Consider the following 23,412-nt stretch of genomic DNA (forward strand, 5'->3'; position numbering starts at 1 on the left):
GACGATCAGTGGTCGTCGCGCTGTCGTTCGATATCCCATGGCTCGCCGGCCGCACTGCGCCAAGCCCGCCAGCCGCGCGGCAGCGCCGCCATCTCGCCGATCGAGCGGTCGCGCAACCAGGTGCAACCCAGGCAGGTCACGACGGGTCGTCGTTCGGCGACGTCGCCGCCGCACAGTACCTGCCAATCGCCATCCGTGTCATGCGTGACCATCAGGATGGGATGACTGCCGTCGAAGACCCGGTCGGTGGCGATCGCAATCGCATTGACGGGGTCTTCGAACGGCCATTCGGTGTCCGAGAACGGATGAGGGTGGGACTGGACGAGATCCATGTGCGGCAAAGGCGATGTTCACATCGTAGCCGAGGAGCTCCGGAGCTCGGCCGGAGGACGAGCGGCTCTACGAATCATCTGCTTACATAACCAGCCTCTCGGTGTCGGGAACCTCCCGCCCTCGATCGCCACCTACCCTGGCGGCCGACAAAACGTGCAGAAATCCCGCGTTCATCGGGGATTCGCCAGGGCGCGGCTCTGCGATCCTTTCCATAATCCACGCTCTCTTGCCCGGCCCTGGTCGAGCAAGCCCAGATTCCGTGCTCTCCGCCACCTCCCCAGACCGTCCGAGCGCCGTCCCTCAAATGCCCACGCACGTCATTGCCGAGAGCGCGCATCTGCGGATTCGTCCGACGATGCTGTCCGACCTCGACTTTGTCGTTTCGGTGGAGCAGGACGCGCGCAACCTCGCGTTCATCACGCCGTGGGAGCGCACGCAGCACGAAGGCGCGATCCGCTTTCCCGACTCGCGCCACTTCATCGTCGAGGCCGGGGACGACTGGGCGCCCGTCGGCTTCGTGATCCTGCAGGGCTGTCGCAATCCGAACCGGTCGGTCGAGCTCAAGCGCATCGTGCTCCAGACCCCGGGCCGCGGGCTTGGGCGCGCGTGCGTGCGCATCCTCAAGCAGTTGGCCTTCCGCGACCTGCACGCGCATCGGTTCTGGCTCGACGTGAAATCGCTCAACGCCCGTGCGTTGCGCCTGTACGCCAGCGAAGGCTTCGTCGAGGAAGGCCGGCTGCGCGAGTGCCTGCGCGTGGGCACGGACGAGACGGCCGGCTGGGAAAGCCTGGTCGTGATGTCGGTGCTGGATCGCGAGTACGACAAGCGCGTCGACGCCGGCCTCGAAATCCCGTTTTCGGGAGCCGCCTCGTGAGGCGCCCGCTGCTGATCGTCTGCGCCGTCATCGCGCTGGTGTCCGGCTCGATGGCCGCCTGCGACGCGGTGCCGGAGGTGCGCGCCGCGCGTTCGCTCGAGGCAACTCCCGCGGTCGTCGCGTCGACGGCCGCGGCCGACAATCCCATCGTCCCGGTCGCCGGCAAGCCGGTGCTGTGGGGCTACGTCGATGGCGCGGGCATCGCGCACTTCGCGACCAGCCGGATCGACTCCCGCTACGACCAGGTGCTGCGCGAGGACGGTGACCACCGCGTGCTGGGCAAGACGCAGGGCACCGATGGCCTGCTGACCTGGCTCGAGATCTCGCCCGACGTGAAGGCGCTGCAGCCCGTGCTCGACGAGGCGGCCCGCAGCACCGGGGTCGACGAGGAACTGCTGAAGGCCGTGATCACGGTCGAATCGAACTACAACCCGCGCGCGGTGTCGCCGCGCGGCGCGGTGGGCCTGATGCAGCTGACGCCGGTGACGGCCGATCGCTACGGCACCCGCGAGGAGCGGCAGACGCCGGCGGCGCGGCGCATGCTCGACGCTCGCACCAACGTCCTCACGGGCGCGCGCATGCTGGCCGACCTGACGCGTCGCTACGGCGGCATCGACATCGCGCTGGCCGCCTGGAACGCCGGCGAGGGCACGGTGCGCAAGGCCGGCGGCCAGATGCCGGAGATCGCCGAGACCGAGGCCCATGTGCACATGGTGCTCGAGCTGTACTGGGCACTCTTGCAGCGCAAGCTCCCGCACCAGGCGCATGGCGTCGAAGTGGTGGCCTGCGCGCAGGCCGTCTGCGGACGCTGAGCGCCGCGCGCGTCAACCCCGGGCTGGCCCGGCGTCCGGTTCGTCACGGTCAATTCCTTACGATACTTCAGGGGTAGTCGCGGGCGGCGCGTCCGCGAACACCGACAATGCGCCCCTGCGGGTCGCCTGCCCATCACCCCGGGCGGCCCGGCGATCAAAGGAAATCCGGTTTGACCATGGAACAGACTCCCCTCGCGTTCGGCGGCGGTGACGGCGGCGGCGACGCGCTGACCCTCGCGCATTACGCCGAACGCGCCTATCTCGAATACGCGCTGAGCGTCGTCAAGGGCCGCGCGCTGCCGGACGTCTCCGACGGCTGCAAGCCGGTCCAACGCCGCATCCTGTACACGATGCACCGCATGGGGCTGTCGTTCACCAACGCGTCGGCCGCGGGCCCGGCGCCGCGCAAGAGCGCGAAGGTGGTGGGCGACGTGCTGGGCAACTTCCACCCGCACGGCGACACCGCTGCCTACGACGCACTGGTGCGCATGGCGCAGGACTTCAGCCTGCGCTATCCGTTGATCGACGGCCAGGGCAACTTCGGCAGCCGCGACGGCGACGGCGCCGCCGCGATGCGCTACACCGAGGCGCGCCTGAACCCGATCGCGCGCCTGCTGCTCGACGAGATCGACGAAGGCACCGTCGACTACATGCCCAACTACGACGGCACGACCGTCGAGCCCAGGCTGCTGCCTGCGCGCCTGCCCTTCGTGCTGCTGAACGGCGCCAGCGGCATCGCCGTCGGCCTCGCGACCGAAGTGCCCAGCCACAACCTGCGCGAGGTGGCCGATGCGGCCATCGCGATGCTGAAGAACGACAAGCTGTCGGACGACGAGCTCTACACGCTGATCCCCGGCCCGGACTTCCCGGGCGGCGGCCAGATCATCAGCAGCGAGTCCGACATCCGCGACGCCTATTCCACGGGCCGCGGCAGCCTGAAGGTGCGCGCGCGCTGGAAGATCGAGGATCTCGCGCGCGGACAGTGGCAGCTGATCGTCACCGAGCTGCCGCCCGGCGCCAGCACGCAGCGCGTGCTCGAGGAGATCGAGGAGCTGACCAACCCGAAGATCAAGGCCGGCAAGAAGGCCTTGAGCGCGGAGCAGCTGCAGCTCAAGGCGACGATCCTCGCCGTGCTCGATGCGGCGCGCGACGAGTCGGGCCGCGAGGCGTCCGTGCGCCTCGTCTTCGAGCCCAAGAGCCGCACGATCTCGCCACAGGAGCTGATCAACACGCTGCTCGCGCACACCAGCCTCGAGAGCTCCGCGTCGATCAACCTGACGATGATCGGCGGCGATGGCCGCCCGACGCTGAAGAGCCTGCGCCAGATCCTCATCGAATGGACGACGTTCCGCGCGCACACCGTCAAGCTGCGCACCGAGCATCGTCTCTCGAACGTCCTCGCGCGCATCCACATCCTCGAAGGCCGGCAGCTGGTGCTGCTGAACATCGACGAGGTGATCCGCATCATCCGCGAGAGCGACGAGCCCAAGCCGGCGCTGATCGAGGCGTTCAAGCTGACCGAGATCCAGGCCGACGACATCCTCGATATCCGGCTTCGCCAACTCGCGCGACTGGAGGCCATCAAGATCCAGCAGCAGTTGGACGAGGCGCGCAGCCAGCAGCAGAAGCTCGAGGACATCCTGTCCAGCCCTGCCGCATTGAAGCGCACGGTGATCAAGGAGATCGAGGCCGACGCCAAGGCGCACGCCGACGAGCGCCGCACGCTGATCCAGGCCGAGAAGCGCGCCGTCGTCGAAGTCAGGATCGTCGACGAGCCGGTGACGGTGGTGGTCAGCCTCAAGGGCTGGGTGCGCGCGATGAAGGGCCACGGGCACGAGGCCGGCGGCTTCGCGTTCAAGTCCGGCGACGCGTTGTATGGCACCTTCGAATGCCGCAGCGTCGACACGCTGCTCGTGTTCGGCAGCAACCAGGGCGGCACCGGGCGCGTCTACACGGTGGCCGTCAGCCTGCTGCCGGGCGCGCGCGGCGACGGCACGCCGATCACCACGCTGATCGACCTCGAGGCCGGCACCCAGCCGCTGCACTACTTCGCCGCGTCCTCCGATGCGACGCTGCTGCTGGCCAACACCGGTGGCTTCGGCCTGCTGGCGAAGGTGGGCGACATGACCAGCCGCCAGAAGGGCGGCAAGAGCTTTCTCAGCATCGCCGACACCGACCGCCTCCTCCCGCCCATGCCGCTGCAGGCCGGGCACACGCAGGTCGCCTGCCTGAGCCTGAGCAGCCGGCTGCTCGTCTTCCCGCTCGACGAGCTGAAGCTGCAGTCCAACGGCGGCAAGGGCCTCACGCTGATGGACGTCGACGCCAAGGATCCGCTCGTCTCGGTGGCCACCTGCGCCAACGGCGTCAAGGTGCTGGGCCTGGGCCGCGGCCAGAAGCCGAAGGAGGAAGACCTCAAGGGGGCGACGCTCGCCGCGTACGCGGGCAAGCGCGCGCGCAAGGGCAAGGCGATCGATGCGGCCATCAAGGGGCAGCGCGTGATCGCGCTCTGACGTCGGACAACTTCGAGGTCGAGGACGCCCGGCTTGCCGGGCGTTTCCATTTCCGTTGCCCGCCCCGGCCCTTGTGGGGGCATGGGCACGCGCCGGCTGAACATCCGTACCGTACGGGCCCGTCGGTTGCCTTAGGATGACGGCTCGGCGTCGCGGAACGGTGAAGGTGCTGTTGCACAGCAGCCCGGCAACGGGTTCTGGCTTCGAACCCGGACTCGTCCATTCCATGTTTCCACGCTCCCAGTTTCAATCGATCTTCCTCGTCGTCGCCGGCCTGGTGCTGGCGGCCTGCGTCGGCTGCCATTCGCCCGACAGTGTTCGCATCGGCTTCGTGGGCGACCTGATCTCGGAACTCGGCGCCGGCGGCCGCAACGGCGCGCAACTGGCCGTGGAGACGCTGGACGCCAAGCCGGGCGCGCGCTACGAACTGCTGGTGCAGGACGACCGCAACGACCCGGAGGCCGCGCGGGCCGCCATCGCGTCGTTCGCGTCGCGCGGGGCCGCGTTCGCGGTCGGGCCGATGACCAGCGAGATGGCCGTCGCCGCCGTTCCCGAGGCCAACCGCCGCGGACTCGTGCTGATCTCGCCGACGGCCACGACGGACGAGCTCTCGGGCAAGGACGACTTCTTCTTCCGCAACGCCGCCGACGCGCCGGCCGGCGCGCGCCAGCTCGCCCACGTGCTGCACGATCGCGGCGCGCGCTCGGTGGTCGTGCTGATGGATTCGGCCAACCGCGCGTACTCGGCGAGCTTCGGTCATGCCGCCGCCGTCGAATTCCGCAGCCTCGGCGGCACGACCGCCACCGAGATCGACTATCGATCCGGCAACTCGCTGGACTTCGCCGACGTCATGGGCCGCGTCGTCGCCACGCCCTGCGATGCCGTCATCCTCGTCAACAGCCCCGGCGACGCGGCGATCGTGACGCAGCACTTGCGCCGCGTCGTCCCCAAGGTCGCCATCGCCTTGTCGCCGTGGGGCGCGAACGTGCAATTCCTGCAGGTCGGCGGCCACTCGACCGAGGGCGCGATCGCGTTGCAGGCGGTCGATCTCGAGAGCCCGCTGCCTCGCATGCGCGACTTCGTCAGCCGCTATCGCGAGCGCTTCGGCGAACTGCCCACGACGCCGGCCGTCCAGGCCTACGAGGCCGTGATGCTGGGCGTCGCGGCGCTCGATCGAGGCGGCGCGAAGGCGCTGCGGGCGACGCTGTCGGTGCCGGGCGAGTGGACGGGCCTGGACGGCGAGTATTCGCTCGACGCGCATGGCGATGCGCGGCGCGCGCTGCACTTGATGGAGGTCCGCAATGGCCGCCTCGAGGCGCTGCGTCCGTGAGCGCGCCGAGGACTATCCCGCGACTCAGTCGTTGACCCAGTCCTTGAACTCGGCCCAGTTGTAGGTCATCTGCGCCGCCAGCATGCCGGCCGCGCCCCAGACGCGCGGCAGCCCGTAGGCGGCGAAGCCTGGCGGGATCGGCGCGCCGGCCGCGATCGCGTCGGCGATCAGCTCGCCGGCGGCGGTCGTCGGCCCGACACCATGGCCTCCGAAGCCCAGTGCGTGCCAGGTGCCGTCAGGCAGTTGGCCGATCTGCGGCATCTGGTGGCGCGCGTAGCTCATGAGGCCGCCCCAGGCGTAGTCCACTTTCGCGTCGCGCAGCTCCGGGTAGACCTTGAGCATGTCGCGCTTGAGCAGGCGCGCAATGGGCTCGGCGGCGCGGTCGAGGATGGAGATGCGGCCGCCCCACAGGATGCGCGTGTCGGGCAGCGCGCGGTAGTAGTCGAACGAGAAGCGCGTGTCGTAGATCGCGGCGCGGCCGGGGATGGAACGGCCGAGCGCGTCGCCCAGCGGCTCGGTGGCCATCACGTAGGTGGCGATCGGCAGCATCGCGCGTTCCAGCGGCGCCGACACGCCGCGCAGGTAGCCGCCGCCGGCGACGACCACGTGGCGCGCATGCACGACACCCTCGGCCGTGCGCACCTCGAAGCCGCCGCCGGGCGCGCGCGGCGCGACGAACCGGGTCACGCGCGACTGCTCGTGGATGCGGCCGCCCTCGCGCTCGATCGCCGCCGCGAGGCCGCGCGCGTACTTCAGCGGATGGAAGTGGAACGCGTCGGGTTCCAGCAGGCCGCCGGCGTAGCGCTGCGAGCGCGTGTAGGCGCCGAGCTCGTCGTGCGACAGCAGCTGCCAGTGCACGTCGAACTCCCTGGCCATGAATTCCTGGCGCTTGCGCAGGATCGCGTCGTCGTCGAACCAGTTGGCCAGCACGACGCCGCCCTCGATCGCGTCGCAGGCGATCGCGTACTGCCCGATGCGGCGCCGGATCGTCGCGACGGCCTGGCGCGTCAGGTCGTACAGCGCGCGCGCGCCGGCCGGGCCCTGGTCGGCCAGCAGCTGCGCGTTGTCGAGGCTGAAGCCGCCGAAGACGAAGCCGCCGTTGCGGCCCGAGGCGCCATGGCCGACGGTCTCGCCCTCGACGATCACGACGTCGCGCATGCCGCGCTCGATCAGCCCGATGGCCGTGGCGAGCCCGGCAAAGCCGCCGCCGACCACGCACACGTGCGCGTGCACGCGCCCGCGCAGCGCGGGACGCGCGGGCGCGGGGCCGGCGCTGGCGGCGTAGTACGTTCCGGGATTCACGCGCGTCGCAGGCGGATCAACGCGTCCTCATCGACGCGCGCAGCGTCCACGCCAGCAGCAGCGCGAGGATCGCGAACAGGATGCAGCTCCAGACTGCGAACGGGATGTGCAGCACCGACACCGCGGCATCGGCGCAGGAGGCGTAGGCGACGAACAGCTGCGGCAACAGCTGGTCCAGCTTCAACCAGGCGATGAAGCGCTCGGCCATGCTGAGGTCGCACGACGCCTCGTTGACGGCGTGCAGCTGCTGGTACAGCGCGGTGCCGATTCCCCACAGCGCGCCCAGGAACGCCAGCCCCACGGCGAGCCGCCGCGGCGTGTTGGACAGCACCGCGCCCAGCAGCGCCAGCACGCCCACGACGATGTAGATCAGGCGCTGCAGCACGCACCACGGGCAGGGCTGCATGTCGAACCGATATTGCGCAATCGCGGCCAGTCCGACGGCGCCGAGCGCCACCAGGCCGATGATCGTCAGGACCTGCGGAATGCGGATCCGGATCCTCACGCCGCGAGCTCCGCGATCAGCTCGATCTCGACGCACGCGCCCATCGGGATCTGCGCCACGCCGAAGGCGCTGCGCGCATGCTTGCCGGCGTCGCCGAAGATCTCGCCCAGCAACTCGGAGCAGCCGTTGGTGACCAGGTGCTGCTCGGTGAACGTGGGCGTGCTGTTGACGAGGCTCATCACCTTGACGATGCGCTTGACGCGCTCGAGGTCGCCGCCGGCGGCGGCCTTCAGCGTGCCCATCAGGTCGATCGCGATCGAGCGCGCGGCGGCCTTGCCTTCCTCGGTGGTCATCGTCAGGCCCAGCTGGCCCACCCACGCCTTGCCGTCCTTCTTGGCGATGTGGCCCGAGATGAACACGAGCGAGCCGGTCTGCACGAAGGGCAGGTAGGCGGCGGCGGGGATGGCGAGCGGCGGGAGCTCGATTCCGAGGGCTTGCAGGCGGGCGGCGATCGTCATGAGGGATTCTCCGTGCGGGCCGGCCCGCCACCGACTGGACGCGGTGGCGCGGGGTGGCCCGATGATGGGCTCGGATGCTACACGCAGCCCCAATCACCTGTCCCGCGGCGGGGGCGCGGGCGGCGGTTTCGCGCGGACAAGCGGCGGTCGGCGCCGGTCAGAGGTCGGCCGTGTTGAGCCCCGGGCGCAAGTAGTTCAGCAGCAGCAGCTCCAGCCGGCGCGCCTCGGCCTCGTCGTGCGTGACCGCCCAGCGGTAGAAGATGCCCGACGGCGCCGTGCCGCGCGAACGCTGCTGGATCTGCACCAGCAGGCCGACCTTGCCCGCATGCTTCAGCGAGGTGCTGAGGCCGCCGCCGCGGCCCGTGACGCTCAGCGTGGCCGGATCGATCATGTAGGCCTTCATGCGCGAGCGCAGCGTCGTGGCCTTGCCGACGTAGAGCACGCCCAGCCTCGTCGCCAGCGTGATCGGGCCGTCGAACAGCGTGAAGGCATACACGCCGGGCGCCTTCGGCACAAGGTCGCGGTTGACGCCGCCGCGGCGCAGCGTCTCGACGGCCTGCGGGGCCGACCACGGGATCGCGGTGAACCAGTTCTCGTCGGTGCTGGCCTCGGGCATGGCGCGTCTCCATCGATGGGCGTGACGTGCAGAGTATGCGCAACATCGCCTCAGTCAGGGGTGACGGATGGCAACGCCAGCAGCGGTGCGAGCGCCTGCTGCCCCGGCGGCGTCAGCTCGAGCGCGCGCTCGCTGCCGATGCGGCGCAGCCAGCCTCGTTCGATGAAATGCGTCAACAGGCTGCTGGCCAGCTTGCCGGCCAGGTGGTCGCGGCGCTCGGACCAGTCCAGGCAGGGATAGGCGATGCGATGCGACGCGCTTGCACCCAGCGCGGCGGCATCGAAGCCGAACTCGGCCAGTCCGGCGATGCCGGCGTCGGTCAGCGCGTAACCGTCGGGCGCGTCGACCAGCCAGCCGTGCGCCAGCAGGCGCTCGAGCAGCGCGACGCCGCGGCGTCCGGCCAGATGGCCGTAGCAGCAGCGCGCTTCGCGCAACCGCAGGCGCGCCGGCGCCGACCAGGTGCGGTCGTGCGACGAGCGCTCCGCCACCATCGCGAGCGCCTCCAGCGCGTGCGCGACGTCGGCGTCCGCGATGCGAAAGTAGCGATGCCGGCCGCGCGGCTCGCACACGAGCAGCCCCGCGTCGACCAGCTTGACCAGGTGCGCGCTCGCCGTGGCCGCGCCGACCGAGGCGGTGCGCGCGAGCTCGCCCGCGCTCGCGTACTCGCCCGACAGCAGGAAGGCCAGCATGCGCGCCCGCGACGGCTCCGCCACCAGCGCGGCGATGCGCGCGAGGCGCGGTTCGTGCGGAGCGTCGGAAGGCGCGGGCGTCGCGCGGCGCGAAGTGGGCATGGTGGAAGCGTCAAGCAACGTTTGCATCACTGTATTCCGATGGGCGCAAGTAGGCGCCGTCGACGACCTCGGTGAACGTGCGCTCCTCGCGCACGATGAAGCGCTCGCGCTGCGCGAACTCGAAGTTGGCGCGGCCTTCGGCGTCGGCGCGCAGGCGCCTGCGGTACGCCTCGTACGCGGCCAGGCTGTCGAACGAGATCAGCCCCCAGGCCTCGTAGTTCGTGCCCTCGCTGGGCAGGAAGTAGCCGATCAGGTGGCCGCCGCAGCGCGGGATGATGCGGCCCCATTCCTCGCAGTAGCGGCGAAACAGGTCGCGCTTGAACGGGTCGATCTCGTAGCGGATGAAGCAGGTCAGGGTCATGGCGGACTCGCATGGCGGGGTGACCGCAGTCTCGCGCCGGATGCCTGCTCGTTGTTTCGTCGTGGGGCGAAGGATGGCAAATGCGGGCGAAATGCGGCAATCGGCGCAGGGCGGCGTTTGGACGACGTCTCTACGATGAGCTCATGCACGACGACCGCACTGTCACTTCATCGGACGCCGCCGGCGCCTGGTGGCGTGCCGCCGCGGCGCTTTCCTGGGTCGGCGGCGTGGCGTGGCAGTTGCAGCAGCAGACACTGTGGGTCCGCGATGCGTATCCACTGATTGATGCCGCGGCGCTGGTCATGCTGCTTGTCGCCTTGCGACGCCGATGGCGTGTCGGCATCTGCGTCGCCGTGGCCACGGCCGGCTTCGGCTATGCGGGTTGGCGCGCGGACGCCCGCCTCGCCGATGCGCTCGCGCCCGCATGGGAGGGCTGCGATGTCGAGCTCGTCGGCGTCATCGACGACATGCCGCAGCTCGCGCAGGACGGCGAGCACTTCGCCTTCGTCGTCGAGTCGGCGCGGGCGCTCGGGATGACCTCGCGCGAACTGAAGCGAGTGCGCTCGCTGGACGTCGCGGCCGGGCGTCCGTTGCCCGACGCGGTCGCCCAGGCCGAGGAGGCGGCGGCACGCGACCACGCCTCGAGCGACGGCTTCGACGAGGACGACGACAGCCCGGCCGCGGCGGCGCCGTCGCCCGGCGCCGGCGGGCCGGTCGTCCCGTCGCGCGTCTGGCTCGCATGGAGCCGCAACCAGCGCGACGACCGCGCGGTCGCGGCGTCGCCCGCGCCCTTGCGCGCCGGCCAGCGCTGGCGCCTGCCGGTGCGCCTGCGGCGTCCGCACGGCGCGATGAATCCCGACGGCTTCGACGCCGAGCTGTGGTTGTTCGACCAGGGCCTGCGCGCGACCGGCACGGTGCGCGGCAACGGCCAGTTGCTGGACACCTCGTGGGCGCCGGTCGCGACTGCTCGCCAATGGGTGCGCGACCGGTTGATGCTCAGCGCGCAATCGGCCGACGACGCCGCGGCCACCGGCGCGCTGGCGGCGCTGGCCGTCGGCGACCAGGCCGCCATCGACGGGCCGGGCTGGGAGGTGTTCCGCAACACGGGCGTCGCGCACCTGATGTCGATCTCGGGCCTGCACATCACCATGCTGGGCTGGCTGGGCGGCGCGGCGGTCGGCGCGGTGTGGCGGCGTTCGGAGCGTGCGGCGCTGTGGCTGCCGACCCCCGCGGCCGCGCGCTGGGGCGGCGTCGCGGTGGCCTGGCTCTACGCGCTGCTGGCGGGCTGGGGCGTGCCGGCGCAGCGCACGGTGCTGATGCTGGCGGCCACGGCGTTCCTGCGCAGCGCGGGTCTGAACTGGCCGGCATCGCTGGTGGCGCTGGGCGCGATGGTGCCGGTGACCTTGCTCGACCCCTGGGCGCTGCTTCAACCGGGGTTCTGGCTGTCGTTCGCGGCGGTCGGGCTGTTGATGGTGTCCGAGCCCGCGCGCGAGGCCGTGGCCGCGCGCGCGCGGGACGCGAGCCCGCACGTTGGCGCGCGCACGGACGCCGGGGACGGTGCCGTGCCGACGTGCGCGTCGAGAAAGGCGCAGCGACCGTCGCCAGGGTGGCGCGCGGCCGCACTGCGATTCGGATCGGGCCTGCGTCGGCTTGGCCACGGGGTCGCCGCGGAACTGCGCGGCGGCGTGCGGGCCCAGGTCATCGCGAGCGTCGGCTTGGCGCCGTTGACGCTGGTGGCCTTCGAGCAGCTGTCGCTGGTCGGGCTGCTGGCCAACCTCGTCGCCGAGCCCTGGGTGACGCTGGTGGTGACGCCGTTGACGCTGCTGGGCGTCGCGCTGCCGCCCCTGTGGCAACTGGCGGCGCTGGCCTTGAAGCCCTTGCTGGCGTTCCTGGCCTGGCTCGCGCGATGGCCGCAGGCCAGCGTCCACGTCGCGACGGCGCCTGGCTGGGCACTGGTGGCCGGGCTCGCGGGCGGCGCCCTGCTGATGCTGCCGCTGCCTTGGCGCGTGCGCGCGCTCGGCGCGGCGATGCTGCCGCCGCTGCTGTGGCCCTTCGTCGCGCGGCCGCCGCCCGGACGCTTCGAGCTGGTGGCGGCCGACGTCGGGCAAGGCACCGCGGTGCTGGTGCGCACGCACGCGCACCTGCTGCTGTTCGACACCGGCCCGCGCTTCGGCGACGACAACGACGCCGGCAAGCGCCTGCTGCTGCCGTTGATGCAGGCGCGCGGCGAGCCCCGGGTCGACGTGCTGATGCTGAGCCATGCCGACGCCGACCACGTGGGCGGCGCGCAGTCCATCATCGACCGGATGCCGGTGCTCGCGCTGCGCAGCTCGCTCGCGGCCGACAATCCGTTGCGCGCGAACCCGCTGCCGCATGTCGCCTGCGAGGCCGGACAGGGCTGGTCGTGGGACGGCGTGCGCTTCGCGATCCTTCACCCTTTCGCAAGCGACTATCGACCCGGCGCGAAGACCAACGCGCTGAGCTGCGTGCTGCGCGTCGTCGGCGCGGACGGCGCGAGCGCGTTGCTGACCGGCGACGTCGAGGCGCCCGGCGAGGCGCGGCTCGTCGCCCGCGCGCGCGGCGAGCCCGCCGCGGCGCTGCGCAGCGACGTGCTGGTCGTGCCCCATCACGGCAGCCACACGTCGTCGACCGACGCCTTCCTCGACGCCGTGCGTCCCCAGGTGGCGGTGATCCAGGTCGGCTACCGCAGCCGTTACGGCCATCCGGCCCCCGAGGTCGTGGCGCGCTACGCCGCACATGGCATCCCGGTCGTGCGCACCGACCACTGCGGCGCCTGGCTGTGGGCCGGCGGCGGGGCGCGCTGTACCCGGACGCTGCGGCGGCGCTACTGGCAGTGGCAGGGGACGGATGAGCCGTCGACACCGGCGTGGCCCGGGTCGCGCGGCCCTCCGCCCGACCCCTGACGGCGGCCGCGTCGCCAAGGCTGCCGGGCGACCGATACGCGTGCCCGTTGACTCGCGAGTCCGCGGGCCCGCCTGTGCACCTGTCCAACAGTCCGTCGGAAGGCGAGACCGCCGTGGCTGCCAGCCGCCAGGGGCGCCAGGGCCGCCAGGGCTGTCAGGGCGGCCAGGCCGCCAGGCTGCCAGGCTGCCGGGCTGCCAGGCTGCCAGGCTGCCGCCGATGCCCTCAGGGCGCCCGCCTGCCAGCGTCGGTGCCGGTGCGCGCCCAGCGACGCCCGGCCTTGCCATGGTGCGGGCCGGCGTGTCGGCGAGCTCAATGTGGTGCGCGACAACGCGTCGCCGGGCGCCGCATTGCACACCGGCGGTGCGTCGTCGATACTGGGGTGGCCAGTCCGCACGCCGGAACGGCGCTGTCGGCCGGTTTGGCGGGCATCGCCGCCAGGACGGGGCGCCGGGGTCGGCTGGATCGGTTGTTGCTATGCATTCACACGGAACGCCGCGCGGCGCGGCGCCGCACCAGGGAGCCCGAGCTCGCCATGAATTCGCCTTTCGATGAAATGCACGCCGCGGGCAACGCGGTGCGTGAGCATTACAAGGACTACGCGCGCTGGCTGGCCGAGCAGCCGGCCGACCTGATGCGCGACCGTCGGAACGAGGCCGAGCTGATCTTCCGGCGGGTCGGCATCACCTTCGCCGTCTATGGCGACAAGGACTCCGGCGAGGGCACCGAGCGGCTGATCCCGTTCGACCAGATCCCGCGCGTGATCCCGTCGCACGAGTGGCGCGAGATGGAGAAGGGCCTGGCGCAGCGGGTCACCGCGCTCAACCGGTTCATCCACGACGTCTACCACGAGCAGGAGATCCTCAAGGCCGGCATCGTGCCGCGCGAGCAGGTCGTCGACAACGCGCAGTTCCGCCCCGAGATGATCGGCGTGAACGTGCCGGGCGACGTCTACTCGCACATCGCGGGCGTCGACATCGTGCGTGCCGGCAACGCCGACGGCACCGGCAGCTACTTCGTGCTGGAGGACAACCTGCGGGTGCCCAGCGGCGTGTCCTACATGCTCGAGAACCGCAAGATGATGATGCGGCTGTTCCCCGAGCTGTTCTCCATGCACGCGGTCGCGCCGGTCGCGCACTACCCCGACCTGCTGCTCGAGACGCTGCGCAGCGTCGCCCCGGGCGGCAGCAACGATCCGACCGTCGTCGTGCTGACCCCCGGCATGTACAACTCGGCCTACTTCGAGCACGCCTTCCTCGCGCAGCAGATGGGCGTGGAGCTGGTCGAGGGCCAGGACCTGTTCGTCAAGGACGACTTCGTCTACATGCGCACGACGCAGGGCCCGAAGCGTGTCGACGTGATCTACCGCCGCCTCGACGACGACTTCCTCGATCCGGAAGTCTTCCGCAAGGATTCGACGCTGGGCTGCGCGGGGCTGCTGCGCGCGTACAAGGCCGGCAACGTGACGCTGTCCAACGCGATCGGCACCGGCGTGGGCGACGACAAGTCGATCTATCCATACGTGCCGAAGATGATCGAGTTCTACCTCGGCGAGAAGCCGATCCTCAACAACGTGCCCACCTACCAGTGCCGCGACCCGAAGGAGCTGAGCTACGTGCTGGCCAACCTGGCCGAGCTCGTCGTCAAGGAGGTGCACGGCGCCGGCGGCTACGGCATGCTGGTCGGGCCCGCGGCCACCAAGGCCGAGGTCGAGGCGTTCCGCCAGGTGCTCGTCGCCAACCCGGGGAACTACATCGCGCAGCCGACGCTGAGCCTGTCGACGTGTCCGACCTACGTCGAGTCGGGCATCGCGCCGCGCCACATCGACCTGCGGCCCTACGTGCTGTCCGGCAAGGAAGTGCAGATGGTGCCGGGCGGACTCACGCGCGTGGCGTTGAAGGCGGGGTCGCTGGTCGTCAACAGCAGCCAGGGCGGCGGCACGAAGGACACCTGGGTGCTGGAGGCGGAGCCGCAGGCGCAGAAGGGCGCGCCGACGCCGCCGCAGGCCCCGTCGCAGTCGCAATCGCAAACGAAATCGGCCTGAGGAGACCTGCAAAGATGCTTTCCCGCACCGCCGACCACCTGTTCTGGATGTCGCGCTACATGGAGCGCGCCGAGAACACCGCGCGCATGCTCGACGTCAACTACCAGACCGCGCTGCTGCCGCAATCCGACGCCGTCGCCGAGCTGGGCTGGCGCGGGCTGCTGGCCATCAGCGAGCTCACCGGCGACTACACCAAGCGCTATGGCGACATCCATCCGGCCAAGCTGATGGAGTTCATGGTCGCCGACGAGGAAAACCCGTCGTCTATCGTCAGCTGCCTGCGTGCCGCGCGCGAGAACGCCCGCGCCGTGCGGGGCACGCTCACCACCGAGGTCTGGGAGACGACCAACCAGACCTGGCTCGAGTTCAACAAGCTGCTGGCCAGCGGCGAGCTGCGGCGCGATCCGGCCAACGTGTTCGAATGGGTCAAGTTCCGCTCGCACCTGTCGCGCGGCGTCGTCGTGGGCACCATGCTGCAGGACGAGGCCTTTCACTTCGTGCGCATCGGCTCGTTCCTCGAGCGGGCCGACAACACGGCGCGCATGCTGGACGTCAAGTTCCACGACGTCGACAGCGACTTCTACGGCCACGCCGACGAGCGCGACAACGAGTACGAGTTCTATCACTGGTCGGCGATCCTGCGCTCGGTGTCCGGCTTCGAGGTCTATCGCAAGGTCTACCGCAACGTGATCCAGCCCGAGAAGGTGGCCGAGCTGCTGATCCTGCGCGCCGACATGCCGCGCTCGCTGGCGCACTGCATGAACCGCATGAGCAGCAACTTGCGCTCCGTCGCCAACGCGAACTCGGGCGAGACGCTGCGCCGCGCCGGCCGTCTCGAGGCCGACCTGCGCTATGGCCGCATCGACGAGATCCTGTCCACCGGCCTGCACGCGTTCCTGACACAGTTCCTGGCGAACGTCGGCGAGCTGGGCGTGGGCATCAGCAAGGACTTCCTCGTCACGCAGTGACCCGCACGGCGCGCCGCACGCCGGCGCGCCGTCCACGTTTCGAGTCCGCCGCCGGCATCGGCGTGCGGGCCAGCATTTTTTTGGGGAGTTCGTCCTTGGCCATCCACGTCGCACTGAGTCACGTCACGCACTACAAGTACGACCGGCTCGTCTCGCTCGGCCCGCAGATCGTGCGCCTGCGTCCGGCGCCGCACTGCCGCACCACGATCCTGTCGTACTCGCTGAAGATCGAGCCGGCCGACCACTTCATCAACTGGCAGCAGGATCCGTTCGCCAACTATCTCGCGCGCCTGGTGTTCCCGGAGAAGACGCGCGAGTTCAAGGTGACCGTCGATCTGGTCGCCGAGATGGCGGTCTACAACCCGTTCGACTTCTTCCTTGAGGACAGCGCCGAAAAGTTCCCGTTCAAGTACGACGAGGCGCTGGCCACCGAGCTCGCGCCCTACACGGTCGTCGATGAGCAGGGTCCCGCGTTCGACGCCTTCGTCGCGAGCATCCCGCTCGAGCCCACGGCGACGATGGACTTCCTCGTCTCGCTGAACCAGCGCCTGCAGGGCGACATCCGCTACCTGATCCGCATGGAGCCCGGCGTGCAGACGCCCGAGGAGACGCTGACGCTGGCCTCCGGTTCGTGCCGCGACTCCGGCTGGCTGATGGTGCAGGTGCTGCGCAAGCTGGGCCTGGCGGCGCGCTTCGTCTCGGGCTACCTGATCCAGCTCGCGCCCGACCAGAAGGCGCTCGACGGCCCCAGCGGCACCGAGATCGACTTCACCGACCTGCACGCCTGGTGCGAGGTCTACCTGCCCGGCGCCGGCTGGATCGGCTTCGACCCGACCTCGGGCCTGCTCGCCGGCGAGGGCCACGTGCCGCTGGCGTGCACGCCGCAGCCCTCGAGCGCGGCGCCGATCAGCGGCGGCGTCGACGAGTCCGAGGTGGAGTTCAGCCACCACATGGCCGTCACGCGCATCTGGGAGTCGCCGCGCGTCACGCTGCCGTATTCCGAGGAGCAGTGGCAGGCGGTGCTGCGGCTGGGCGAGCAGGTCGACGCGCAGCTGGTGGCCGGCGACGTCCGCCTGACGATGGGCGGCGAGCCCACGTTCGTCTCGATCGACGACCGCGACGGCGCCGAATGGAACACCGACGCGCTGGGCCCGACCAAGCGCATGCGCGCGCAGGAGCTGGTGCTGCGGCTGCGCGACCACTACGGCGCCGGCGGCTTCCTGCACTACGGCCAGGGCAAGTGGTATCCGGGCGAGCAGTTGCCGCGCTGGGCGCTGTCGATCTGCTGGCGCGCGGACGGCACGCCGTGCTGGAACGACCCGTCGCTGTTCGCCGACGAGCGCGTCCCGCAGAACTACACCGCGGCCGATGCCCAGCGCTTCGGCCGGACGCTGGCGCGCAAGCTGGGGCTGGTCGACACCACGGTGCAGGCCGGCTTCGAGGACACGTTCTACTACCTCTGGCGCGAGCGCCAGCTGCCGGTCAACGTCGATCCGTTCGAGTCCCGGCTGTCCGACGAACTCGAACGCAACCGCCTGCGCCGCGTCTACACGCAAGGGCTGGACGCGCCCGTCGGCTACGTGCTGCCGCTGCGCCGCGAGCCCGGCCCGGGCCTGGTCGGCGGCCGCTGGGTCACCGGCCCGTGGCACTTCCGCGGCGAGCGCATGTACCTGATCCCGGGCGATTCGCCGATGGGCTATCGGCTGCCGCTCGACTCGCTCGCCTGGGTGCGCGAGAACGAATACCCGTACATGATCGAGCGCGATCCGATGGATTCGCGCGGCGCCTTGCCGACGTCGTTCCCGGTCGCGGGCGGTACGCCGTCGACGACGGTGCCGGGGGTGTTCGGTGCGCGCGGCGCGGTCGGATCGGCCGGCGGCGGCGCGCCGATCTCGCCGCAGTCCGCGGCCGATGCCAGGGCGGTGCCGACACGCATCGTCGGCGGCGTCACGCCGGGCGCGACGGGCGCCGCCGCGACGCTGGCCGCCAATCGCGCGGCCAACGCCGCCGCGAGCGCCTCGCCGTCGCCGGTCGACGAACGCATTCCCGGCAAGTTCGAGTCGGCCAACTGGGTCACGCGTTCGGCGCTGTGCATCGAGGTGCGCGACCCGCGCCGCGCCAACGGCCCGAAGGCCGAGCGCGTGGGCTCGCCGAGCGGCGTGATGTACGTGTTCATGCCGCCGCTGGAGCGCCTGGAGGACTACCTCGAGTTGCTCGCCGCGATCGAGGCCACCTGCCGGGAGCTGGGCACGAAGATCGTGCTGGAGGGCTATCCGCCGCCGCGCGATCCGCGCCTGAAGCTGCTGCAGGTCACGCCCGATCCCGGTGTCATCGAGGTCAACATCCACCCGGCCTTCAACTGGACGGAGTTGGTCGAGCACACCGAGTTCCTGTATCACGCGGCGTGGGAGTCGCGGCTGTCCACCGAGAAGTTCCTGATCGACGGCAAGCACACCGGCACCGGCGGCGGCAACCACTTCGTGCTGGGGGGTGCGACGCCGTCCGACTCGCCGTTCCTGCGCCGCCCCGACGTCCTCGGCAGCCTGCTGGCGTACTGGCACAACCACCCGTCGCTGAGCTATCTGTTCTCCGGCCTGTTCATCGGTCCGACCAGCCAGGCGCCGCGCATCGACGAGGCGCGCAACGACCAGCTCTACGAACTCGAGATCGCGCTGGCCGAGATCGCGCGCGCCACGCGCGAGCGCGGCGACACGGTGCCGCCGTGGCTCGTGGATCGCAGCCTGCGCAACATCCTGGTCGACGCCACCGGCAATACGCACCGCAGCGAGTTCTGCATCGACAAGCTGTACTCGCCCGACTCGTCTACCGGACGCCTCGGCCTGCTGGAGCTGCGCGCGTTCGAGATGCCGCCGCATTCGCGCATGAGCATCGTGCAGCAGCTGCTGCTGCGCGCGCTGGTGGCGCGTTTCTGGGCCAAGGCCTACGACCAGCCGCTGGTGCGCTGGGGCACCGAGCTGCACGACCGCTTCCTGCTGCCGCATTTCATCCAGACCGACTTCGCGGACGTGCTGCTCGAGATGACCGACGCCGGCATGGCCTTCGACCCCGAGTGGTTCGCGCCGCACCTGGAGTTCCGCTTCCCGAAGGTGGGCGAATTCGCAGCGGGCGGCGTGCACGTGACGCTGCGCAATGCGCTGGAGCCCTGGCACGTGATGGGCGAGGAGGGCAGCGCCGGCGGCACGGTGCGCTATGTCGACTCGTCGCTGGAACGCATCGAGCTGAAGGTGACCGGCCTGATCGACTCGCGCCACGTGCTCACCGTCAACGGCCAGCCGGTGCCGCTGCAGCCGACGGGCAGGGTCGGCGAGTTCGTCGGCGGCGTGCGCTACCGCGCGTGGCAGCCGCCGTCGGGGCTGCATCCGACGATTCCCGTCCAGGCGCCGCTGACGGTCGACCTGGTGGACCGGTGGTCGCAGCGGTCGATGGGCGGCTGCCAGTACCACGTGGCGCATCCGGGCGGTCGCAACTATGCAACGCTTCCGGTCAATGCGTACGAGGCGGAGAGCCGCCGGCTGGCGCGTTTCTTCGCGCTCGGCCATACACCTGGGAAAATGGCGGTGTCGCGGCCGCAGCGCAGCCTGGAGTTTCCGTTCACACTCGATCTGCGCCGAAACCGCTAGTTGCCCCGCAAGAAGGCGGCCCCGGCCGCCTTTGTCTTGTCCCCGATGCCGACATCCGTCCAGACCAGCTTTCTTTCCGACGACGCCCCCGAGGCCGCGGCCCTCGCGCGCGCCGCGGCGCAGCGTGGCACGCCGGGCAGCTTCGACGAGCTGCACGGCGTCATCGCGGAGGAGGCCGCGGCCGGCGCGGAACTCGCGCCGCCCTGGCGCCAGTTCTTCGACGCCGCCGGCTCCGACGGCTGGGTCGACCTGGCGCAGACCAAGGCGCGCATCGGCCGCCGCGTGCAGGACGACGGCGTCACCTACAACGTCTACGCCGAAGGCGCCGCCGCAGCCAACGCCTGGCCGCTGGAGCCGCTGCCCTTTCTGATCGACGCCACGGCCTGGGCCGCGATCGAGGAGGGCGTCAAGCAGCGCGCGCGCCTGCTCGATGCGGTGCTGGCCGACGTCTACGGCAGCCGCCGCCTGCTCGACGAAGGGCTGCTGCCGGCGTCGCTGGTGCTCGCGCATCCGCAGTACCTGCGCGCGATGCACGGCTGCAGTCCGTCGGGCGGCGTGCACCTGCACGTGGCCGCGTTCGACCTCGCGCGCGGCCGCGACGGCGACTGGCGCGTCGTCAGCCAGCGCACGCAGGCGCCGTCCGGGCTCGGCTACCTGCTGCAGAACCGGCTCATCATCTCGCAGCAATTCCCCGCGGCCTTCCGCGACCTGCACGTGCAGCGCGTGGCCGCCGGCTTCCTCGGCCTGCTGCAGGGCCTGCAGCGGCTGAGCCCGGAGGGCGACAGCGCCCGCGTCGTGCTGCTGACGCCGGGCCCGCACAACGAGACGTACTTCGAGCACGCGTTCCTCTCGCGCTATCTGGGCGTGACGCTGGTCGAGGGCGGCGACCTCACCGTGCGCGGCGAGCGCCTGTTCCTGAAGACGCTGCACGGCCTGGAGCCGGTGCACGTGCTGCTGCGCCGGGTCGACGACGAGTACCTCGACCCGCTGGAGCTGCGCGGCGATTCCGCGCTCGGCGTGCCGGGGCTGCTGGGCGTGATCCGCGCGGGCCAGGTGGTGGTCGCCAACGCGCCCGGCGCCGGCTTTCTCGAGAGCCCCGGCCTGGCCGCGTTCTGGCCCGCCGTCGCGCGCCGGCTGCTGGGCGAGGAGCTGCTGCTGCCGTCGACCACGAGCTGGTGGTGCGGCGAGGACGCCGTCTGGCAGGCGCAGCGCGATCGTCTCGCCGACTTCGTCGTCGCGCCCACGTTCCCCAGCAGCGCGACCACCGAGGGCTTCGCGCCGCACGGCGTGGCCGAGCTGTCGGCCGCCGCACGCGAGAGCCTGCTGTCCGACATCGATGCCCGCCCCGCCGCCTACACGCTGCAGGCGCGGGTGCGGCCGTCCGAGATCCCGGTCTGGAACGACGGCGCGCTGGAGCCGCGCGCGGCGCTGGTGCGCGTCTACGCGATGACCGACGGCCGCGGCGGCTGGCACGTGATGCCGGGCGCGCTGACGCGCGTGGCCACGCGGCGCGACGCCGCGCAGGACGCGTGGCTGTCGATGCAGCACGGCAGCGTGTCGGTCGACACCTGGGTGATGACCGAAGGCCAGGTCGACGCCACGACGCTGCTGCCCAAGCCGCTCAGCGCGGGCGATCTCTCGCGCACGCGCCGCACCGTCACCAGCCGCTCCGCCGAGAACCTGTACTGGCTGGGCCGCTACACCGAGCGCGCCGACAACAGCGTGCGGCTCGCGCGCATCACGCTCGAATCGCTCAACAACGCGAACCCGGTGATGCTGGACGCGCTCGGCCGGCTGGCGCTGCGCAACGGGTTGATCGGCGGCGCCGTGCCGTCGCCGGTGCAGTCGGTGCGCGTGTTCGAGCGCTCGCTGGTGCACACGATGGCCGACACCTCCGCGATGAGCGTCGCGTTCAACCTGCGCGCGCTGCGCCACTGCGCGCAGGCGCTGCGCGAGCGGCTGTCGGTGGAGCACTGGAAGCTGATCGACGCCGTCGGCCGCAACTTCGAGGAGCGGCTCGGCGCGGTGCTGCAGCCGCGCGCGGCGGGCGTCGCCGCGGGCGGCACGGGGCACGCGGTCGAGTCCGTCGACGACGTCATGGTGGTGCTGCAGCGCGCCGCCACGCACCTGGCGGCGATCACCGGGGCGCAGTCCGACCGCATGACGCGGGACGACGGCTGGCGCCTGCTGAGCGTGGGCCGCCAGACCGAGCGCCTGGATTTCCTCACGCAGGCGCTGATGCTGGGCCTGCAGCTCGACCTGCCGGCGCGCGACGACGGCTTTGCGCTGCTGCTGGGCCTGTTCGATTCGACGATCACCTACCGCGCGCAGTTCCAGGCCCGTCGCGAGCTGCCGCCGCTGCTGCACCTGCTGGTGCTGGAGCTGGACAACCCGCGCTCGCTCGCGGGCGTCGCACGCACGCTGCGCGACCGCGTCGAGCGCCTGGCGCGCCACGAGCAGCGCTGGGTGCAACGCATGCTGGACGAGCTGCCGGCGCCCGACGAATGGTCGCTGGAACAGCTGCTGGAAGTGGACGAGGACGGCCGCCACGCGGTGCTGCTGTCGTCGCTGAAGACCCTCAGCGAGCGCACGCAGGCCCTGTCGGCCGAGGTCGGGCGGCGGCTGTTCTCGCACGTCGGGCCGGGCGATCACACGGTGTGGCAATGAGCAACGATGTCGGGACCCCGCTGACCTGGCAGCTCCGCTGGCAGCCGCAGCCGATGGCGCAGTCGCAGGACGGCCAGCAGCAGGAGCAGGCGCAGTCGCCGCCGGGATCGCCTTCGCCTTCGCAATCGCAATCCCAGTCGCAGGGCTCCGACAGCGACGATCCTGAACCGCGCATTGCAGCGGATGGGGCGATCGAGCAGGATGTCGAGTCCGAGGTTGTCGTCCCCGAAGTGCGCTGGCTGCACGTGCGCCACCAGACGAGCTACCGCTACGACTCCGAAGTGGAGGGCGCGCACCACCTCGCGCACCTGCGCCCGCGCGACACGGCCACGCAGCAGATCCGCGCCTGGTCGCTGGTCGTCTCGCCGCATCCCGACGCCGGCGTCGACCTGGCCAGCGGCATCCGCGAGACGGTCGACCCCTGGGGCAACGCGCGCCAGGTCTTCGCGCACTCGCAGGTGCACGACGAGCTCGACGTCACCTCCGCATTCGAGGCCGGCGTCAGCGCGCAGCCGCTGCCCGAGCCCGGCACGAGCCAGCCCTGGCGCGCGGTCGCGCGCGACCTGCGCCTGCACGCGGGCGCGAGCGCGCACGACGTCAACGCGGGCGGCTCGTCGGAGGAACGCCGCGCCGAGCGCGCCGCCTTCGAGGCCGCCGAGTTCGCGCTCGACTCCGCGCTCGCGCCGCGCGCGAAGGCGCTGGCCGACTGGGCGCGTCCGTCCGCCGACGACAACGAGGGCGTCGTCGAGCTGGCGCTCGCGCTGATGCACCGGATCCACGACGAGTTCGAGTACCTGCCGCAGTCGACGTCGGTCACCACCGGCGCGCTGGAGGCGCTGTCGCTGCGCCACGGCGTCTGCCAGGACTTCGCCCACGTGCTGATCGGCGCCTGCCGCTCCCTCGGCCTGGCGGCGCGATACGTCAGCGGGTATCTGCTGACCCAGCCGCCGCCCGGCAAGCCGCGCCTGGTCGGCGCCGACGCGTCGCACGCCTGGGCCCAGGTCTGGTGCCCGCCGCACGGCTGGCTGGCGCTGGATCCGACCAACGACGTGCCGGTGGGGCAGGATCACGTCACGCTGGCGTGGGGGCGCGACTATGCCGACGTGGCGCCGCTGCGCGGCGTCATCCGCGGCGGGTCGGGCAATGCGCCTTGGGTGGGAGTGACGGTCGAGCCGCTGTGAAGTGCCGAAGGGGGCTGGCATTGCCTCATCCGCGATCGCCATCCCCTCTGCGGCCCACGTGATCTCGCGGACGGGGAGAAGCCAGACCCCGCCGGTC

The 23,412-nt window shown here is 71.2% G+C and carries 17 protein-coding genes; 10 read left to right on the forward strand and 7 right to left on the reverse strand.

Going from position 1 to position 23,412, the window contains the following annotated elements; all coding sequences use genetic code 11:
- Positions 1-5: 5 nt before the first annotated feature.
- Positions 6-332, reverse strand: a complete 327-nt coding sequence (locus LPC04_RS13305) for a hypothetical protein (protein ID WP_275682730.1) — start codon at positions 330-332, stop codon at positions 6-8.
- Between the two features lie 305 nt (positions 333-637).
- Here LPC04_RS13305 and LPC04_RS13310 point away from each other — a divergent pair, with 305 nt between their 5' ends.
- The 4 genes from LPC04_RS13310 (at position 638) to LPC04_RS13325 (ending at position 5,859) form a co-directional block, all read left to right on the forward strand.
- Positions 638-1,207: a GNAT family N-acetyltransferase gene (locus tag LPC04_RS13310; protein ID WP_275682731.1), complete on the forward strand. Its 570-nt coding sequence runs from the start codon at positions 638-640 to the stop codon at positions 1,205-1,207.
- Complete coding sequence (locus tag LPC04_RS13315) at positions 1,204-2,019, forward strand: lytic transglycosylase domain-containing protein (RefSeq protein WP_275682732.1); 816 nt, start codon at positions 1,204-1,206, stop codon at positions 2,017-2,019. The genes LPC04_RS13310 and LPC04_RS13315 overlap by 4 nt, the downstream gene beginning before the upstream one ends.
- A gap of 176 nt (positions 2,020-2,195) precedes the next feature.
- On the forward strand, positions 2,196-4,529 hold the full coding sequence (parC, locus tag LPC04_RS13320) for a DNA topoisomerase IV subunit A (protein ID WP_275682733.1): 2,334 nt from the start codon (positions 2,196-2,198) through the stop codon (positions 4,527-4,529).
- Between the two features lie 226 nt (positions 4,530-4,755).
- Positions 4,756-5,859: an ABC transporter substrate-binding protein gene (locus LPC04_RS13325; RefSeq protein ID WP_275682734.1), complete on the forward strand. Its 1,104-nt coding sequence runs from the start codon at positions 4,756-4,758 to the stop codon at positions 5,857-5,859.
- 24 nt (positions 5,860-5,883) lie between these two features.
- Here LPC04_RS13325 and LPC04_RS13330 read toward each other — a convergent pair whose 3' ends face one another.
- The 6 genes from LPC04_RS13330 to LPC04_RS13355 all read right to left on the reverse strand — a co-directional run bounded on the left by LPC04_RS13330 (position 5,884) and on the right by LPC04_RS13355 (position 9,892).
- Positions 5,884-7,161 carry an NAD(P)/FAD-dependent oxidoreductase gene (locus tag LPC04_RS13330; protein WP_420854722.1) on the reverse strand — a complete coding sequence of 426 codons (1,278 nt, stop codon included), beginning with the start codon at positions 7,159-7,161 and terminating at the stop codon, positions 5,884-5,886.
- Positions 7,162-7,177: 16 nt separating this feature from the next.
- A complete protein-coding gene (locus tag LPC04_RS13335; protein ID WP_275682735.1) occupies positions 7,178-7,666 on the reverse strand; it encodes a disulfide bond formation protein B in 489 nt (162 codons plus the stop codon).
- Positions 7,663-8,124: a RidA family protein gene (locus LPC04_RS13340; RefSeq protein WP_275682736.1), complete on the reverse strand. Its 462-nt coding sequence runs from the start codon at positions 8,122-8,124 to the stop codon at positions 7,663-7,665. Before LPC04_RS13340 ends, LPC04_RS13335 begins: the two co-directional genes overlap by 4 nt.
- A gap of 157 nt (positions 8,125-8,281) precedes the next feature.
- On the reverse strand, positions 8,282-8,740 hold the full coding sequence (locus LPC04_RS13345; RefSeq protein ID WP_275682737.1) for a GIY-YIG domain-containing protein: 459 nt from the start codon (positions 8,738-8,740) through the stop codon (positions 8,282-8,284).
- Positions 8,741-8,790: 50 nt separating this feature from the next.
- Positions 8,791-9,531 carry an ArsR/SmtB family transcription factor gene (locus LPC04_RS13350; protein ID WP_275682738.1) on the reverse strand — a complete coding sequence of 247 codons (741 nt, stop codon included), beginning with the start codon at positions 9,529-9,531 and terminating at the stop codon, positions 8,791-8,793.
- Positions 9,532-9,541: 10 nt separating this feature from the next.
- Complete coding sequence (locus LPC04_RS13355; protein WP_275682739.1) at positions 9,542-9,892, reverse strand: NIPSNAP family protein; 351 nt, start codon at positions 9,890-9,892, stop codon at positions 9,542-9,544.
- A gap of 143 nt (positions 9,893-10,035) precedes the next feature.
- Here LPC04_RS13355 and LPC04_RS13360 point away from each other — a divergent pair, with 143 nt between their 5' ends.
- From LPC04_RS13360 to LPC04_RS13385, 6 genes are all read left to right on the forward strand, one after another.
- Positions 10,036-12,816, forward strand: a complete 2,781-nt coding sequence (locus LPC04_RS13360) for a DNA internalization-related competence protein ComEC/Rec2 (protein WP_275682740.1) — start codon at positions 10,036-10,038, stop codon at positions 12,814-12,816.
- Between the two features lie 533 nt (positions 12,817-13,349).
- Positions 13,350-14,858 carry a circularly permuted type 2 ATP-grasp protein gene (locus LPC04_RS13365; protein WP_275682741.1) on the forward strand — a complete coding sequence of 503 codons (1,509 nt, stop codon included), beginning with the start codon at positions 13,350-13,352 and terminating at the stop codon, positions 14,856-14,858.
- 14 nt (positions 14,859-14,872) lie between these two features.
- A complete protein-coding gene (locus tag LPC04_RS13370; protein ID WP_275682742.1) occupies positions 14,873-15,826 on the forward strand; it encodes an alpha-E domain-containing protein in 954 nt (317 codons plus the stop codon).
- Between the two features lie 95 nt (positions 15,827-15,921).
- Positions 15,922-19,467 carry a transglutaminase family protein gene (locus LPC04_RS13375; protein ID WP_275682743.1) on the forward strand — a complete coding sequence of 1,182 codons (3,546 nt, stop codon included), beginning with the start codon at positions 15,922-15,924 and terminating at the stop codon, positions 19,465-19,467.
- Between the two features lie 45 nt (positions 19,468-19,512).
- On the forward strand, positions 19,513-22,134 hold the full coding sequence (locus LPC04_RS13380; RefSeq protein WP_275682744.1) for a circularly permuted type 2 ATP-grasp protein: 2,622 nt from the start codon (positions 19,513-19,515) through the stop codon (positions 22,132-22,134).
- Complete coding sequence (locus tag LPC04_RS13385; protein WP_275682745.1) at positions 22,131-23,315, forward strand: transglutaminase family protein; 1,185 nt, start codon at positions 22,131-22,133, stop codon at positions 23,313-23,315. Before LPC04_RS13380 ends, LPC04_RS13385 begins: the two co-directional genes overlap by 4 nt.
- Positions 23,316-23,412: the final 97 nt, after the last annotated feature.

The organism is Scleromatobacter humisilvae, assembly GCF_023231945.1.
GTDB lineage: Bacteria > Pseudomonadota > Gammaproteobacteria > Burkholderiales > Burkholderiaceae_C > Scleromatobacter > Scleromatobacter humisilvae.